Annotated in this window: 15 protein-coding genes; 5 read left to right on the top strand and 10 right to left on the bottom strand. The window is 43.2% G+C overall.

Features of this window, described 5'->3' with window-relative positions; genetic code table 11:
• Positions 1–50 precede the first annotated feature (50 nt).
• From AC1MCB_RS00180 to AC1MCB_RS00165, 4 genes are all read right to left on the bottom strand, one after another.
• Positions 51–1,490: a Gfo/Idh/MocA family protein gene (locus AC1MCB_RS00180; RefSeq protein WP_479966727.1), complete on the bottom strand. Its 1,440-nt coding sequence runs from the start codon at positions 1,488–1,490 to the stop codon at positions 51–53.
• A 98-nt stretch (positions 1,491–1,588) separates the two neighbouring features.
• Positions 1,589–2,167, bottom strand: a complete 579-nt coding sequence (locus AC1MCB_RS00175) for a gluconate 2-dehydrogenase subunit 3 family protein (RefSeq protein ID WP_479966726.1) — start codon at positions 2,165–2,167, stop codon at positions 1,589–1,591.
• A gap of 36 nt (positions 2,168–2,203) precedes the next feature.
• On the bottom strand, positions 2,204–3,886 hold the full coding sequence (locus tag AC1MCB_RS00170; RefSeq protein WP_479966725.1) for a GMC oxidoreductase: 1,683 nt from the start codon (positions 3,884–3,886) through the stop codon (positions 2,204–2,206).
• A gap of 112 nt (positions 3,887–3,998) precedes the next feature.
• A complete protein-coding gene (locus AC1MCB_RS00165; RefSeq protein ID WP_479968766.1) occupies positions 3,999–5,261 on the bottom strand; it encodes a nucleoside permease in 1,263 nt (420 codons plus the stop codon).
• A gap of 266 nt (positions 5,262–5,527) precedes the next feature.
• Here AC1MCB_RS00165 and AC1MCB_RS00160 point away from each other — a divergent pair, with 266 nt between their 5' ends.
• The 4 genes from AC1MCB_RS00160 to AC1MCB_RS00145 all read left to right on the top strand — a co-directional run bounded on the left by AC1MCB_RS00160 (position 5,528) and on the right by AC1MCB_RS00145 (position 8,988).
• Entirely contained in the window at positions 5,528–6,694 is a 1,167-nt protein-coding gene (locus AC1MCB_RS00160; protein ID WP_479966724.1) for a Gfo/Idh/MocA family protein, read from the top strand.
• A gap of 123 nt (positions 6,695–6,817) precedes the next feature.
• Positions 6,818–7,870: a sugar phosphate isomerase/epimerase family protein gene (locus AC1MCB_RS00155; RefSeq protein ID WP_479966723.1), complete on the top strand. Its 1,053-nt coding sequence runs from the start codon at positions 6,818–6,820 to the stop codon at positions 7,868–7,870.
• Positions 7,871–7,894: 24 nt separating this feature from the next.
• Positions 7,895–8,101, top strand: coding sequence for a hypothetical protein (locus AC1MCB_RS00150; protein WP_479966722.1), 207 nt, complete (start codon positions 7,895–7,897; stop codon positions 8,099–8,101).
• Positions 8,102–8,256: 155 nt separating this feature from the next.
• Positions 8,257–8,988, top strand: coding sequence for a 3-keto-disaccharide hydrolase (locus AC1MCB_RS00145; protein WP_479966721.1), 732 nt, complete (start codon positions 8,257–8,259; stop codon positions 8,986–8,988).
• Positions 8,989–9,609: 621 nt separating this feature from the next.
• Here AC1MCB_RS00145 and AC1MCB_RS00140 read toward each other — a convergent pair.
• The 3 genes from AC1MCB_RS00140 to AC1MCB_RS00130 form a co-directional block, all read right to left on the bottom strand.
• Positions 9,610–9,999, bottom strand: a complete 390-nt coding sequence (locus tag AC1MCB_RS00140) for an iron chaperone (protein ID WP_479966720.1) — start codon at positions 9,997–9,999, stop codon at positions 9,610–9,612.
• 214 nt (positions 10,000–10,213) lie between these two features.
• Positions 10,214–10,531 carry a hypothetical protein gene (locus tag AC1MCB_RS00135; RefSeq protein ID WP_479966719.1) on the bottom strand — a complete coding sequence of 106 codons (318 nt, stop codon included), beginning with the start codon at positions 10,529–10,531 and terminating at the stop codon, positions 10,214–10,216.
• A gap of 267 nt (positions 10,532–10,798) precedes the next feature.
• Positions 10,799–11,143 (bottom strand): dihydrofolate reductase family protein, encoded by a 345-nt coding sequence (locus AC1MCB_RS00130; protein ID WP_479966718.1) that lies wholly within the window; start codon positions 11,141–11,143, stop codon positions 10,799–10,801.
• A 224-nt stretch (positions 11,144–11,367) separates the two neighbouring features.
• Here AC1MCB_RS00130 and AC1MCB_RS00125 point away from each other — a divergent pair, with 224 nt between their 5' ends.
• The gene (locus tag AC1MCB_RS00125) at positions 11,368–12,177 is read left to right on the top strand and encodes a DUF1206 domain-containing protein (protein ID WP_479966717.1); all 810 of its coding nucleotides are present in this window, start codon (positions 11,368–11,370) and stop codon (positions 12,175–12,177) included.
• A gap of 254 nt (positions 12,178–12,431) precedes the next feature.
• Here the strand turns inward: AC1MCB_RS00125 and AC1MCB_RS00120 are convergent, their stop codons facing one another.
• The 3 genes from AC1MCB_RS00120 to AC1MCB_RS00110 form a co-directional block, all read right to left on the bottom strand.
• Entirely contained in the window at positions 12,432–13,301 is an 870-nt protein-coding gene (locus AC1MCB_RS00120) for a sugar phosphate isomerase/epimerase family protein (protein WP_479966716.1), read from the bottom strand.
• Positions 13,302–13,378: 77 nt separating this feature from the next.
• On the bottom strand, positions 13,379–14,662 hold the full coding sequence (tyrS, locus tag AC1MCB_RS00115) for a tyrosine--tRNA ligase (protein ID WP_479966715.1): 1,284 nt from the start codon (positions 14,660–14,662) through the stop codon (positions 13,379–13,381).
• Between the two features lie 115 nt (positions 14,663–14,777).
• The gene (locus AC1MCB_RS00110) at positions 14,778–16,037 is read right to left on the bottom strand and encodes a patatin-like phospholipase family protein (RefSeq protein WP_479966714.1); all 1,260 of its coding nucleotides are present in this window, start codon (positions 16,035–16,037) and stop codon (positions 14,778–14,780) included.
• Positions 16,038–16,124: the final 87 nt, after the last annotated feature.

Here is a 16,124-nt window from a genome sequence, read left to right as displayed (position 1 = left end):
AGCGACACCTTGAGAAATCAAGTGTCGCTTTTTTATATAACTACTGAAGATTAAACTCCCAACTTCCAGCCTTCCCTATACTCCCGCTTCACGAACTGGTTAGCTTCGTCAAAGTTTGTCACTTTCATATTAGGGCCATCCCATAATAACTTAATATATCTGCCAGGGTAAGCAAAGCCATTCCCTGAAGGTTTTCGGATGTCATAACCACGAATGGCCAGGTTACCCATCAATACAGTTTCAGTAAGTGGTCCCGCAATAGAGAAGTCAGAACTTAACTCCATCTTACCATAACCGGCAATTGCAGCTTCAACCCACTGGGTGTAATGGCCTTCCTCACCACCCGGAACCAATGGAATGGTTCTGGTTGTTTTCACCTCAGTAGTACGCGATAGTGGTAATAACTTTGGATCACGCCCATAAGTACTACACATCATCTTCCCTTTTGTACCAATAAAGAGAGCACCGTTACCGCCATCACCCATTTGTTCATTAGGTCCTAATTCTTCCGGCCGCTCCGGTTGAATACCACCATCCATCCAGTGAAGTTTTATTGGCTTTCCTCCGCTTGTTTTAGATGCAAAAGTCATGATAGCGTGTGAAGACGGTGGACAACTTTCAGGAAAGTATCCACGTTTAAATTCATCAACATACACACTGCCCACACTAGCTTCAACTTCGGTAGGATATCCAAGGCCTAAAACTCTGAATGGAGCTTCTACCAGATGACAGGCCATATCTCCAAGGGCACCGGTTCCATAATCCCACCAGCCACGCCAGTTAAACGGAACAAGTTTTTCTATATAGTCTTTCTGTGGTGCGGTTCCAAGCCAAAGGTTCCAGTCAAGGTTTGCCGGTACTTCTGCTTTCTGCTGCGGCCATTGAATACCTTGTGGCCACACCGGACGGTCAGTCCAGCAGTAAACCGTATGTACATCACCAATAACACCGGCATTATACCACTCCCTTAACTGTCTGACTCCATCCCCGGAAGCGCCCTGGTTACCCATCTGGGTCACCACTTTATATTTCTTCGCAGCTTCGGTCAGCACTCTTGCCTCATAAATATCATGAGTCAGCGGCTTCTGCACATACACATGCTTACCCATTTGCATCGCCGCTAAAGTGATAATGGCGTGGTTATGATCAGGAGTGGCCACGGAGACTGCATCAAAGTTTTTAGACTCTTTATCAAACAGTTCACGCCAATCCTTATAAAATTTAGCTTTCGGGAAATTCTTAACAGATGCAGCGGCCCGCTTTGTATCTACATCGCAAAGGTAAGCCACATCGCACTTACCACCTTTGTAGAAACTCGAAAGGTCGCTCTGCCCTTTGCCTCCGACACCTATGCCTGCCACTAAAAGGCGGTCACTTGGTGCAGTAAATCCTTTCCCACCCAGTACGTACCGGGGCACAATCATAAAACCAGCAGCGGCAATGGCAGCGGTTTTTACAAAGTCTCTTCTGCTTGTCTTGTTTTCAGGCATAATTTATTTTTTGACTGTGAAAAAACTAGCATGATCAATGTCGGTTACAAAATCACACTTTCTATTGTATTGAATCTTAAATTTATTGAAATCCTCTATCAGGTCGCCCAGGCTTTATCTCCTTTTTTGTAAGGGACATCTCCATCATATTTACCCGGGATGGCAACGTAACGTAGAGCCTTGGTGGCACCTATTTCTGAAGTAAAAAATCCCAGCAACGTAAGTTCTTTGATCATCCGGAAATAATGTGACGGCTGTTCAGGCTTTTTATCTTTCATATAAGCCTTTTGGGTAGCATCCGCCTTTGTGAATAACGCGGTCCTTTCAGCCGGGCTACATTCCATAAATGACTTGCCATGCTCTTTTTTGCACTGCTCATCTAATTTTTCCATGCCTTCACGAAAAATATCCTGGTCTGCTTTAGTGTAGCAATCACGAACCATGACGTTCATAAATTCACCGACCTTAGCCGCTTTAGCCCCTGGCGTACTCGTTGCCGGTAAAATGGTTTCTCCCATTTCATCTAACAAGGCTATTTGGTCTTTATTAAAAAAAGAACCTGTGCTTGCAGCCTTTTCGGTTGAAGGCGTACACCCTATTTCCAGAAAAAGATTCGCACCGAGAATGGTTCCGCCAAGCAGCCAGCTTACTTTTGTTATAGCTTCTCTTCTATCCATGATTTTTATTTCTGTTTATGCCAGAAGGCGTTTATACTAAACATTACCTTTTTTAAGCTCTCTCACTGCATGATCAACGGCCCTTGCAGTCATTGCCATATAGGTTAACGAAGGGTTCTGGCAGCCAGCCGAAGTCATCGCTGCGCCGTCAGTTACATACACGTTCAAGGCGTCCCACACCTGGTTGTTACCATTTAAAACTGAAGTTTTAGGATCTCTACCCATGCGTGCTGTACCCATCTCATGTATTCCCATTCCCATAGTATAGCCGGCATCGTAAGAGGTCACATTCTTCAGACCTGCCGCTTCCAGCATCTCCTTACCATCCTCCATCATATCTTTACGCATCTTCAGCTCGTTATCTTTAATCTCACAATCAATTGCGAGTACTGGCAATCCCCATTTATCCTTGCGGGTTTTATCCAGTGTGATCTTATTTTCATGGTAAGGCAGCGTCTCACCAAAGCCGGTAATACCCATTCTCCATTTCCCGGGTTCACAAAGGGCATCTTTGAACTCACCGCCGATGTTTAGTTCGGCAATTTCACGACCCCATCCGTCGCGGCTTGCACCACCCTGGTATCCAAAACCTCGAATGTAGTTTCGCTTTCGATCTCCGGCTATATTCTGGAATCTTGGAATATAAATACCGTTTGCTCTGCGGCCATAATAATATTTATCGTCGTAGCCCTCTGCCTCTCCGGAAGCTCCTGCCCTGAAATGATGGTCAATCAGGTTATGTCCTAATTCTCCACTGCTGCTTCCCAATCCTCCTTCCCATACATCGGTAGCAGAGTTCATCAACACCCAGGCAGAATTTAACGCTGAAGCACATACGAAAACCACTTTTGCATGGTATTCATAAGTCTTATTAGTCTCCGCATCAATAATTTCTACGCCGGTAGCTTTTTTTGTGTTCTTATCGTAGAGTATCCGGGTGACGATAGAGAAAGGCCGCAAGGTGAGATTGCCTGTAGCTACGGCTGCCGGCAAAGTAGACGATTGTGTGCTGAAATATCCCCCGAATGGACAGCCTAACCAGCATTTATTTCGGTATTGGCAATTGGTCCGTCCCGGTAAAGGCTCCGTAATGTTGGCTACACGGCCCATGATCATGTGACGGTGACCTTTATAATGTGCTTTAATACGTGCAGCAACGTCCTTTTCAACTACGTTCATATCCATGGCCTTTTGGTACTCACCATCAGGCAACTGGGGCAATCCATCCCGTGAGCCACTGATCCCAGCAAACTTCTCTACGTAGCTGTACCAAGGCGCAAGATCATCATATCGGATGGGCCAGTCAACAGCAATTCCGTCTTTCAGATTAGCCTCAAAATCCATCGGGCTTAAACGATAACTTTGACGGCCCCACATTAATGAACGCCCTCCAACCTGGTATCCACGAAACCAGTCAAATCGCTTTATCTCGGTATAAGGGTTATCTTTCTCTACAGCCCAAAAGTCAAGGTTAGTTTCATTAAGAGGATAGTCACGTTTCAACACAGGGTAGTTTTCAATCATCTCCTGAGTACGACCCCCTCTGTGGGGAAATTCCCAGGGATGCTTATTTGCATTGACATAATCTTTGATATGCTCAATGTTCCGTCCCCGTTCAAGCATAATAGTCTTTAGCCCCTTTTCGGTCAATTCCTTCGCAGCCCATCCTCCGCTAATTCCTGAACCTATTACAATTGCATCATATGTGTTATCAGCCATGTTATATTTATTTTGGTTGGTGATATATACTATTTATGTTCTAATTATTTTCAAATCCTACTAACCTTCAGACTTTATAATTTCCAGTTATAATTTACAAAAAACAAATTATTTAAATTTCTGAAATCACTTTGTCACTAACATTATGTTCTGGCTTAACCACCTCCTCATTCTTGAAGAAGATCACAAATAAAATCGTTACAACTGCAGCGATCCCGGCAGGAATCAACCATATAGATTGCCAGTCATTTTCTGTCGATGAAAGCTTATACGCGTCTGTAACCAGCCCGGCCACCCAAAAACCGATAAGCATACCAACGCCATACGTAGCCAGCGTAATCAATCCCTGAGCAGCGCTTTTAAACTTCTCTCCTGCTTTTGAGTTCGTATAGATCTGGCCGGACACAAAGAAGAAATCATAACATACGCCATGGAGTGCTATACCCAAAATCAGCATAAACGTGAGGTCACTTGCGTTGCCATACGCGAACAGGGCGTAACGTACTACCCAGGCTAGCATACCTACCAGAATAGTAATTTTAACCCCGAACCGTTTAAAGAATATCGGCAGTAGAAGCATAAATAATACTTCTGAAATCTGGCCAATGGTCATCTTACCGGTCGGATTCTCCAGTCCTATTGATGACAGGAAAGGATTCGCATTTTGGTAATAAAACGCCAGCGGGATACAAATCAGGATAGACGATAAAAAGAATATAAGGAAATTTCTGCTTTTCAACAACTTCAAAGCATCTAATCCAAGCAGATCCGAGACAGTTACTTTGTCACTTCTACTGGCCTTAGGCGGAGTTGCCGGAAGCATGAAACTGAATAATCCTAAAACCAGGGACGCAATGCTCGCCATTAAGAATGTGTTTCTCAATAATCCATCAGCAATACCGTCGGCAGAATCCCAGTGAAATAAGAAGCTGATCAATAATCCAGCTACAATCCATCCTATAGTTCCCCAAACCCGGATGGTCGAGAATTCCTTTTCCGGATCTTTCATCTGGTTAAACGACACTGAATTGACCAGGGCGAGCGTCGGCATATACATGATCATATAACCCAGCACGAAAGGATAAAAGCCCGCGAAATCAGTGCTTTGAAACATCAGGTACATTAGTACCGCACCCACCAGGTGTAAAATACCCAGAATCTTTTCTGCATTGAAATACCTGTCGGCAATTAAGCCAATAATAAAGGGAGCGATAATAGCTCCAAATGATTGGGTCGAAAAGGCAGCAGCAATCTGCGACCCTGAGGCCTCAAGATTATTTCCTAAAAAAGTTCCCAGCGTTACAAACCAGGCTCCCCAAATAAAAAATTCAAGGAACATCATTACAGAAAGTTTAATACGAATTGTAGAATTCATCATTTATAGTTGTTGAAGTTTAATTCTAAGAGAATTTGCATGATTTTCAAAGCGGAAGAGAGGCTTTGAAGTGAACAAAAGATTATCGTATGTGTTGTCGATACACTTGTAATGCCGGCTTTTAGAAGAAATTTCTAAGTAAATACGCGATTCCATTACTATTGGTTAGTTTAGTGGCTACTATAAAGTGCTATAGTAGTAATAAATAAATGTATATTTTTATTTTTAAAAAACATCACTATCCATCTTAATCTTAAACTTTTTACATGAACAGAAAATTACGCATGGGAATGGTAGGCGGAGGCAAGGACGCTTTCATTGGCGCCGTTCACCGAATTGCCGCCAATATGGATGGGCTTATTGAACTTGTTTGCGGAGCCTTAAGTATCAACCCCGAAATCGCTGAGGAAAGCGGCAAAATGTTATTCCTTCCTCCCGACAGGATCTACAAGACCTTCGAAGAGATGATTGAAAAAGAGAGTCTTCTACCTGAGGGTGAACGAATGGACTTCTTAACAGTTGTCACCCCTAACTTTGCGCATTTCGCTCCGGCGATGATGGCCCTTGAAAATGGCTTTCATGTGGTGGTTGAAAAGCCTATGACCTTTTCGTTTGATGAAGCTAAGCAGTTAAAAGCCAAGGTGGAAGAAACTGGATTACTTTTATTATTAACTCATGTTTATTCGGGTTACCCGATGGTGAAACAAGCGAAACAAATGATCAGCGATGGAGCAATAGGAAAAGTTCGCAAGGTATATGTAGAGTATCCGCAGGGCTGGCTTAGCAGACTTTCTGAACGTGAAGGGAATGCCGGTGCAGCCTGGCGTACTGATCCGGGAAAATCCGGGAAATCCGGAAGCATGGGTGATATTGGTACTCATGCAGCTCACCTCGCTGAATATGTTACCGGCCAAAAGATTACCAGGCTATGTGCCGATCTGAACATTGTAGTGGACGGTCGGATGCTGGACGATGATGGAAGCGTTTTGTTACACTTTGATGAGGGCGCAACCGGCGTATTAATGGCTTCGCAGGTAGCAGCAGGTGAAGAAAACGCATTAAGATTGCGGATTTACGGGGAAAACGGCGGCCTTGATTGGCGGCAGGAAGAACCGAATACTTTGCTGGTTAAGTGGCTGGACCGGCCCACTGAGATTTTAAGGACCGGTGTCGGTTACGCTGACAGGCTTTCGTCGAACGCGATCCAAAATTCGCGCACACCGGGCGGACATCCTGAGGGTTTCCTGGAGGCATTCGGAAATCTGTACCGCAATTTTGCATTAACGTTAACCGCCCGCATGGATGGAACGGAGCCATCCAAGGAAGCCCTTGATTTTCCTTCTGTAGATGATGGTGTAAGAGGCATGGCTTTTATAGATAACGTAGTACGCAGCGCCCAAAGCAGTGAAAAATGGACAAACTATGAAGTCTAGATAATCTAGATAATTAAAACTTATGAATTAAGAATTATGAATGGGAAGTAACTCCTGCTTAGTCCTTAATTTTTGCAGACTGCTGAAAGCTGATGGCTAACAGCTTAAACCTAATACCTAAAAATGACAACAATAAAAGGACCCGCTATATTTCTTGCTCAATTTATTGGTGAGGAGGCCCCGTTTAATTCGTTAAAATCAATCTGTCAGTGGGCTAAGAGCATTGGCTTTGAGGGAGTGCAGATACCCACCCTGGACAGTCGCTTCATTGACCTTCAAAAGGCGGCGGAAAGCAAAACCTATGCGGATGAGATCAAAGGGGTCGTTAACGAGTGTGGATTGCAGATTACGGAGCTTTCGACCCATTTACAGGGCCAACTGGTAGCGGTAAACCCTGCATTCGATACATTATTTGACGCTTTTGCACCGGCCAATTTAAGAGGGAATCCTGCCGGTCGGACCGAGTGGGCGGTACAACAATTAAAATACGGGGCACTTGCTTCCAAAAACCTGGGACTGACCGCCCACGCCACTTTCAGCGGCTCATTGCTATGGCACACCTTTCATCCATGGCCACAACGCCCGGAAGGCCTGGTCGAAGACGGTTTTAAAGAGCTCGCAAGACGCTGGCTTCCTATTCTGAATTATTTTGATGAGCAGGGAGTTGACGTGTGTTATGAAATACATCCGGGAGAGGATCTTTTCGATGGTATCACCTATGAAATGTTTCTGGAGAAGGTGAATCATCACGCCCGTGCCTGCCTGCTTTATGATCCATCGCACTTTGTGCTCCAATGCCTTGACTATATTGAATACATTGATCTCTACCACGAGCGGATCAAAGCTTTCCATGTAAAGGATGCCGAGTTCAATTCCACTGGCCGGCAGGGAACTTTCGGTGGCTACCAGAACTGGGCAGACCGTGCCGGGCGCTACAGGTCACCGGGTGACGGGCAAGTAGACTTTAAGAAGATATTCAGTAAATTGACTCAGTATGATTTTAAAGGCTGGGCCGTTATGGAATGGGAATGTTGTATCAAGCATCCTGAAGATGGAGCCCGTGAAGGCGCTCAGTTCATAAAGAACAACATCATCAGGGTAACCGAACGCGCATTTGACGATTTCGCCGGAACAGCGCCTAATGAAGAACTTAACAGAAAGATCTTAGGAATTTAATTACATCACTTAAACTTGTCCAAGATGAAAAAATTATTGATCGTATTAGCTTTATCAGCAACAATCATGGCCTGTAATAGCGGCGGTAAAAGCGAAGTTGCCGATGATACAACTGAAGCCGGAGAAAACCCCAGCGCAGCCGCCCAGCAATCCAGTGTAGATACAAATGTCACCAAGATTGGAACTGATGCCTCGCCCGCGGATACTTCAGAAAAAGACAGCATTAAATAGCTGTGAGCAATCAGCTGTCAGCTTAAGCTTAGTTATTAGGTGACAGGTAGTATGACCTGATCAAACCTGCTACTAATACTAACTACTATCTACTAACTACTATCTACTAACTACTAACTACTAACTACTAACTACTAACTACTAAACTAAATACAATGCGTAAAACTTTATTCATCCTTTCGATTGCCGCCCTTGCATTAGGTTGTGGCAGCGTTAAAAGTACTGACCCTATGAGCAAATCATCCGACAATTCAAATGAGGGCTTCGTTCCTTTGTTTGACGGGAAATCATTAGATAACTGGCATACCTATGGCCAGGCAACCGCAGGTTCTGCGTGGAAGTTTGAAAACGGTGCAATTTACCTGGATGCTGACAACAAAGTAGACGGAAAAATCCAGGGTGGTGGAGATCTGGTAACCAATGAAGAGTTTGATAATTTCCATCTAAAACTTGAATGGAAAATTTCCCCGAAAGGCAACAGCGGTATCATCTTCTATGTGCATGAAGATACCACGCAGTTTAAAAGCACTTATAACACCGGCCCTGAAATGCAGGTTCTGGACAATGACGGACATGCTGATGCAAAAATCCACAAGCATCGTGCAGGCGACCTTTACGACCTTATAGCAAGCAGCAGTGAGCCTGTTAAACCAGTAGGCGAATGGAACCTGGCAGAAATCATTTCAAATAACGGAAAATTAACTTTCAAGCTTAACGGAACAGAAATAGTCTCAACGACGCTATGGGATGATAATTGGCGGACAATGCTGGCGGGAAGCAAATTTGCCACGATGAATGGTTTCGGCACCTACAAATCGGGGAAAATAGCTTTACAGGATCACGGCGATAAAGTATGGTATCGCAACATTGTGATCAAGAAGCTGTAGTTATTATCCCTATAAAAAAGCTGTTCACCTCGAACAGCTTTTTTAGTTTATTCCATTTTTATAGAGCCAATCTTAACATCAACCGCGGCTCATTAAAGTTAGCTTAGCAGATTACCAGCGAAAGGAATTTACCAAAAAGGCATATCTTCAGTCCATCCAATAAAGAATGAAAACATGAAATGAATAAAGGGAGCCGACAAAAAGCTTAACAATATGTAACCAGTTGTTCTGCGTAAATTCAATTTAAATGCTACAGGCGGAAGCAATACCGTTATCAACATGGGTATCGGATAATAAATCCACCAGGGCAACCCATAATTCGCGCCGTATTTCCCAAACAGCATTCCAAACACGACTACAACGAGCCCTAAAAGAAATATCTTTCGCTGCCTGGTCCTAAATATTTCTTTAGGTACGATAAGTTTGAGAATAAAATAAAAGATGGCAAATGAAGCTGTGATCATTAACCGGAAAATGCCAATCGTTATCCATTTATAGATTTTCTAATGCACTAAGGCATCTAGAGTTCGTTCATATTAATTAGTTACCCACAAAAGATAAATTAAAAGCCCGCTCGACAGACTGCTTCCATTTTATCGAGTGCGCTTTTGCAACGTTTCCTCAGACCTTATTTTTTGCTTTCTTTTTCTTTTCCTTTTCCAGAGTTTCCTTAACCCTAAACCTGACGATTCTTTCAATCAGTTCCAACGGCATTGGCTGGTTGAGTGGAAATTGCACCGAACCCTTACCTGTTTTATAGCCAGAAAGTTCTTCTTTGAAAGCTTCACCTCCCGTTGGTGCAGGGTAAAATCCAATATGATTTTTAAAGCCTGCAAAATGTACGAGGTTTGCTCGGTTAAGAGTGAAGGTCGGAATAGCATAACTGATCGTCTCCTCCGCTTCGGGACACGCCTCCCCGATGGTCGTTCTCACAGTTTGTAAAATATGCTGCACCTCACCCGGAAAACCGGAGATATACTCGTCAATGCTCTTAGGTTTCGTTGAGTCCATATGCCTTTTATTTTCAGTTAAATTTTTGTCCAGCCAGCTTCCAAATACCGACCCCGAACGTGATTTCCCCGTTTTCAACCATCATTCTACTTCTATTAATCCGTTAGCTTTCAGAGCTGCCTGCTCGTCGCCGGTGATATAAGCGAAAATCTTGAATCCTTCGTCCTTTGTTTGCAGAAAGTAAGTGACATCAAATTCAATGTTCCCCTTTAAACTATCTGTTCTGATAAAAGCGGAACTCCAAATGGACCTTCACCATCGCATGGTACTCGTCGAGCACTGTAATATTCTTTAAAATGATATCCATTGATGCAATTCCAATGCTTTTGTAAAAAGCATAGCCCTGTGGAATCGCAGTCCTAAATTGTTCGTCATTCTTTCCACAAATAACTCCCAAAGGACTTGACTCAACGAAGCATTCAGAAAAGCAAGCTGCCGTTTCTTCAGCATCCACGAGATCTTCTTCCAAAAACTTATTAAACCTTTCAGCATAACGGTCAAAGAAGTTGTCAATTCGCTCTTTTACCTCCATAATTTCTAAAAGTTTGTTGTGCTATCTGAGAAATGCCGCATAGGATTTATTTTTTCTCCTGAATTTACACAATTAAACAATGAATTTCGATGATAGCAAACTCTAGAACCAGCTTTTTCTGAATCGTTATCCCGCCTTTCATAGCTTAATAATGTCACTCCGCTTTGTGATCCTTTCGCTTCGATCAATTTCAAAATTAATTCTTCCCTCGATATCTTTGAAAAGCGGCTTTCCACTTCCCAGGATAACCGGATGGCCACCCAGCCTTTATATGCCCACAAGATCGAGGTTGACGAAAGTTGTAATAAGCGTTGCGCCGCCGTAAAGCCAGATATCTTTCCGGGGCTGGTGCCTGATTTGTTGTACTCTTTCTATAAAATCCGAATTGATAAAAATTGATGTTCCATCATCCTGGTGCCGGGTTATGGAGAAGACAAATTTTGTTTTGCTGTGAATCGAATCAAAAATGGAGTTCAATATTGAATCTGCATCATTATAAGGCCTAGACTGACCACGAAGCTCATAACTTATGCGCCCATAAAATATGGTGTTAACTCCGTAAAGAAAATCAGCGAAGGAGCTATCCAAACCCGGATCCTCAGCATAATACATCAGTCTATTTCTCCAATCGGACTTTCAATAAATCCATCAGGGTTACCGCAAGGTCTATCAAAATATTTCGCATCGCTACAGGAATGTAATTTCAACTTTTATATAATCTCTGTTAATTTCAGACATTAAATCACCAAACAATCAGGCGGAGCGTTGTTATAATGTTTAAATCAGAGTGACTGAATCCACTCAATCTTAGTATTTAAACATCTTAAAACATAACTATGCTTGCAGCCAATACCCTGACCTCCCATCAAAAACCAATTGCACAGGCAGGCCTGGTTGCAAAAGGAATTGTCTATTGTCTGTTAGGATTGCTGTGCTTCATGGCAGCTTTTAATATAAACGGGCAATCTGCAAGCAAAGCGGATAAAGCCGGGGTCTTCGATTTTGTCTACCAACAACCCGGCGGCAAAGTGATGCTCGGAATTATTGCACTTGGATTATTGAGCTATGCCATATGGCGCGGAATTCAAACCTTCGGAGATACCGAACACAAAGGCGGTGATGTTAAGGGGATTGTTTCGCGAGCGCGCTACCTGTTCAGTGGCCTTGTTTACGGATCACTTGCCATATATGCCATAAAAATTTTATTGTCAAACCCAACGTCGTCCGGCGACAACAAGCAAAATATCGCACGTGAACTTATGAGTAAGCCCTTTGGACAATGGTTAGTTGGTATTGCGGCGGCCATCCTGCTGGGTGTTGGTATATACCAGATCTATTACGGCCTTTCAGAAAAGTATAGAAAGCACGTAACCAAAGCCAGCCGAAGCAGTAACCAAAAACTATTGTTAATGGCCGGAAAGGTTGGCTACGCAGCGCGAGGTAGTGTGTGGCTGTTAATAGCATGGCTGTTTGGAAAAGCTGCACTACATTCAAATTCTGCCGAAGCCGGCGATAGCTCCAAAGCACTAAGTTTCTTAGAACATATTTCTTATGGCTCGTACCTGCTGGGAGCCGTGGGAGTCGGTCTCATCAGCTACGGGATATTTAATTTTATTCGAGCTAAATATGAGCGTTTCAACAGGTAGATCTGAATTCTCGCGGACATAAAATCCGACAGTAGCATCGCTTTATTTCCCTGAAAATGCAAAAATACATTAACCTGGTATTCTTAGGAAAGGCTAAGTTTGGAATGGGATAATACTAGATAATACTATAGGTAGACTATAAGTTCTACAATGTGAATGCGGCAATGAACTCTTCCGGACTGCTGGCCTTAAAGAAGAGCAGAAATGTAAAAGCCGTCCGGATGATTGATCCGGACGGCTTTTCGGTATTTTGGTTATTTAAGCAGTATGTTTTTGACGTACTTACTGCTTTTGGTGATACTTTCATACGGATCTATAGCAAAATTTTCCTGTTCAACAAAATAATGCTGAACACCGGATAACTTAGCTTTTGCAAATATCTTTCGGTAATCTATACTCCCACTTCCTATTTCAGTGTTTAGTTTATTGTTGGCTTTATCCATGTCTTTCACATGCCATAACTTGAACCTTCCGGGGTGTTTTGCAAATAAATCGACAGGATCATTACCACTTCGAACTACCCAGTAAAGGTCCATTTCAAAATCAACCAGTGCCTTATCAGTTTCCTTCAGTAAAATATCGTAGGGCTTGACGCCGTCCAACTCTTTAAATTCGAAATCATGGTTATGGTAAGCAAGCTGCAAATTTGATGCTTTACACAGCTCAGCTGCGACGTTTAATTTTTCCGCCAGCTTTTTATAATCATCGGCGCTTTGTCGCATGTCTTCGGCTAAGTAAGGAATCACAAAATGCTGCTGATTTGAAGCCGCTGAGCCCTCTATCATATACTTCAGCTCATCATCTCCTTTGCCATATAAAAAAGCATTAGGGTTGTAATGACCACTGGTAGTAGTAAGCCCATTTGATTTTAACAGATCAAGAAACTCTTTAGGGCTTAGTCCGAAGAACTGGTTCTTTTCATCAAAACCATAAGTTTCCACATCTTTATAACCGGCTGCCGCCACTTTGGCGATAACGCCTTTCACATCTTTGCCGATATACTCGCGTAAGCTGTATAGCTGTAGTCCAACCACCTTGTCTTTCATCAGAAAAACCGATGGATTGATGACCAGACCGGTGGCTAATAATCCGGCTTGCTGAATAAAAGTGCGCCTGTTGCTCATTGTTTTCTCTTTTTAATTATTGAAAATACGGATAAACTATCCTAAAACAAAAATCGGGCTATAATATGCTGCTTTTTTTATTTTACGATGAGTAAGAAATAATTCTTCTTTCCCTTTTGAACAACAAGGTATTTACTGCTAATCAGATCGTCTGAATTGAACAGCTTAGTTGCGTCGGTAATTTTCTCTTTATTGATTGAAACTCCGCCTCCCTGAATCATCTTCCTGGCCTCACCCTTCGAAGGGAATACATTTGTTTTCTCTGCCAGCAGATCGGCGGCATTAATTCCTTCAATTAATTCCTCGCGGGAGATGTTACACTTCGGAATTCCATCGAAAACGTCCAATACCGCATCATGAGCCAGACCTGACAAAAACTCCAGGGACCCATTGCCGAAAAGAAAGTCGGAGGTTTTTAATGCAGTGTCGAGAGCTTCCGCAGAGTGGGTACGAATGGTAATGTCTTTAGCCAGCGCTTTTTGAAGTGTCCGAAGATGAGGAGCGGCATCATGTTCAAGTTCTAATCCTTCAATTTCCGCGCGTGTTTTCAGAGTAAATATTCTGATCCAGCTTTTAGCGTCGTCATCACTGGCATTGAGCCAGAACTGGTAGAATTTATAAGGAGATGTCCTGGCAGGATCAAGCCAAACCGCGCCACTTTCGGTTTTACCGAATTTAGTGCCGTCAGCTTTCTTAATCAGCTGTGTAGTAATTGCGAACGCCGAACCGCTGCCTTTACGGCGGATCAGTTCAGTACCGGTAACTATATTTCCCCACTGGTCTGACCCACCCATTTGAATCTGGCAGTTCTTCTCCTTCCACAGGTAATAAAAATCATAACCTTGTACCAGCTGGTAGCTGAATTCGGTAAAGGACATGCCTGTTTCGCCTTCCAGTCGCTTACGCACAGAGTCCTTAGCCATCATATAATTAACGGTGATGTGCTTTCCTACATCACGAATGAAATCCAGGAAACTGAAATTCTTAAACCAATCGAAATTATTCACCATTTCGGCGCTGTTTGCTCCGCAATTAAAGTCAAGAAACTTTTTCAATTGCTCCTCAAGACTTAGTACATTATGATTCAACGTCTCTTCTGAAAGAAGATTCCTTTCCGCCGACTTTCCGGAGGGATCGCCAACCATACCAGTGGCGCCACCAACAAGCGCATAGGGTTTATGACCAGCCCGCTGGAAGTGGATTAGTGTCATGATCTGTGTTAAATGCCCTACATGTAAAGAATCTGCGGTTGGGTCAAAGCCAATATAACCGGAAGTCATTTTCTTCATCAGTTCTTCTTCAGTTCCGGGCATTATATCGTGCAGCATACCCCGCCACCGTAATTCTTCTACAAAATTCATTTGTTAGTATTTTAATTCAGGAATGCAAAGATATAAGAATTGATAAAATGAAGCGGGAGGCGCTGAATAGTTATTGGCAGCAGCCTGAATTAAGGAAGCTTTGCGGACACCTTATTCAGGCAATCACCTTGTTCCACGCTTTAAAATCCTCCATTCCCTGCAAATAGGAATCATGGCCCAGTACTTTCTCTAGTTTAAAGTCATTCCGGATAGCCTGATTCGGGATATTGCCGGCGAGCCATTGATCGCAAAATTGATCTATCGCCGCAATTTCTTCATTCTCTATGGCATCAAAATTAAGTTTCTTAAGGAATGTAAATTCATCAATATCCAGCCCCTCAGGAACATCCCATATGGGCAGGCCGCTAACATTAATCAGCCTCGGACGGAGCTGTGGGTTTAAACGAATAAAGTTTTCATTCCTTACGGGCAGTTCGGGATAGAGCATGGTGTATGCCACAAAAGTGGCAAAATCAGGGGGATCATTGACGATACTCATAGCCATCTTTTTAACATCATTGATTAAACCCGGATTCTCTTTTTTCGCCTTTAGTTCATTATATCTGAAGGGGTAAACTCCGGTAGCCGGAAATAAGGTGCCGCCTGATCCTATCGACAGAATCTGAATATCTTTGGCATTGTGCCCATTTGTCCAGGCTTCTGTAATGCCAATAAGCACTGGGTTGTTATTCCCGGTGATGGCGCCGTCCCAAAAATACCGGTCGATACCAGCGATCTTAAAAGCAGCCGGGGTATTAAAGAAATTGACCGGAGCTGTACTGGAGGCATGGATTGCTTGCAGGATCGTTAGTTCATCAGGTACGGGAATTTCTTTACCATCCGGAAAAACACGTCTTTCAATTACCGACGTCAAAGCCTGGCTCTGGTGATTGGAGCGGAACAATTCGGCGCGATTGCGATAATAATCATAGCTGACTAACAGGAAGTGTGTTGGATGTTTGGGATTGATATAATCGGGAAGATGATGAAGAAGGATATGGCTTACTTTGGGAAGAATCTCTTGCAGAGCGCTTATCTTCCGGTTTGTCGCATACTTAGGGCCGATGTTGACCAGCCTGCTTAGGGAGTTGAGCAAACTTCGCTCCCATATAGTCAATTTAGAAAAGATGCTTTTTCGAAGTTGCTCTGAATAAAATATTTTCTCGATCTCAGAGAGCCGGTAATTCTCGGCCATCGCAGCAGCAACCAGGCTGCCACCGCTATTCGCGGTAACGAGGTCGAAATAATTTAATACTTCATGTCCAGTCGGGTCGTTATTACCGAATGTATCGCTGAAAAGCCTTCGCAGACATTTTACCTGAATTAAGGACCAACTTCCTCCTCCATCCAGAGAGAGTATCCGGTATTTACCCATACGGTTAATTTAAGGTTAACATTCTAATTTGCCTTAATATTTTTGCAGATGTTGGTTTATGGCATTAAGATTTAGCAATTCGCCAGA

The sequence above is a fragment of the Daejeonella sp. AP26 genome (genome assembly GCF_056680515.1).
Note: the sequence above shows the minus strand (reverse complement) of the source record. Positions and strands in the feature narration are given on the sequence as shown.

Bases quoted from the DNA above. Each gene is read 5' to 3' on its own strand.
- AC1MCB_RS00180 (WP_479966727.1), bottom strand. From the start codon at position 1,490: ATGCCTGAAAACAAGACAAGCAGAAGAGACTTTGTAAAAACCGCTGCC.
- AC1MCB_RS00175 (WP_479966726.1), bottom strand. From the start codon at position 2,167: ATGGATAGAAGAGAAGCTATAACAAAAGTAAGCTGGCTGCTTGGCGGA.
- AC1MCB_RS00170 (WP_479966725.1), bottom strand. From the start codon at position 3,886: ATGGCTGATAACACATATGATGCAATTGTAATAGGTTCAGGAATTAGC.
- AC1MCB_RS00165 (WP_479968766.1), bottom strand. From the start codon at position 5,261: ATGAATTCTACAATTCGTATTAAACTTTCTGTAATGATGTTCCTTGAA.
- AC1MCB_RS00160 (WP_479966724.1), top strand. From the start codon at position 5,528: ATGAACAGAAAATTACGCATGGGAATGGTAGGCGGAGGCAAGGACGCT.
- AC1MCB_RS00155 (WP_479966723.1), top strand. From the start codon at position 6,818: ATGACAACAATAAAAGGACCCGCTATATTTCTTGCTCAATTTATTGGT.
- AC1MCB_RS00150 (WP_479966722.1), top strand. From the start codon at position 7,895: ATGAAAAAATTATTGATCGTATTAGCTTTATCAGCAACAATCATGGCC.
- AC1MCB_RS00145 (WP_479966721.1), top strand. From the start codon at position 8,257: ATGCGTAAAACTTTATTCATCCTTTCGATTGCCGCCCTTGCATTAGGT.
- AC1MCB_RS00140 (WP_479966720.1), bottom strand. From the start codon at position 9,999: ATGGACTCAACGAAACCTAAGAGCATTGACGAGTATATCTCCGGTTTT.
- AC1MCB_RS00135 (WP_479966719.1), bottom strand. From the start codon at position 10,531: ATGGAGGTAAAAGAGCGAATTGACAACTTCTTTGACCGTTATGCTGAA.
- AC1MCB_RS00130 (WP_479966718.1), bottom strand. From the start codon at position 11,143: ATGTATTATGCTGAGGATCCGGGTTTGGATAGCTCCTTCGCTGATTTT.
- AC1MCB_RS00125 (WP_479966717.1), top strand. From the start codon at position 11,368: ATGCTTGCAGCCAATACCCTGACCTCCCATCAAAAACCAATTGCACAG.
- AC1MCB_RS00120 (WP_479966716.1), bottom strand. From the start codon at position 13,301: ATGAGCAACAGGCGCACTTTTATTCAGCAAGCCGGATTATTAGCCACC.
- tyrS (WP_479966715.1), bottom strand. From the start codon at position 14,662: ATGAATTTTGTAGAAGAATTACGGTGGCGGGGTATGCTGCACGATATA.
- AC1MCB_RS00110 (WP_479966714.1), bottom strand. From the start codon at position 16,037: ATGGGTAAATACCGGATACTCTCTCTGGATGGAGGAGGAAGTTGGTCC.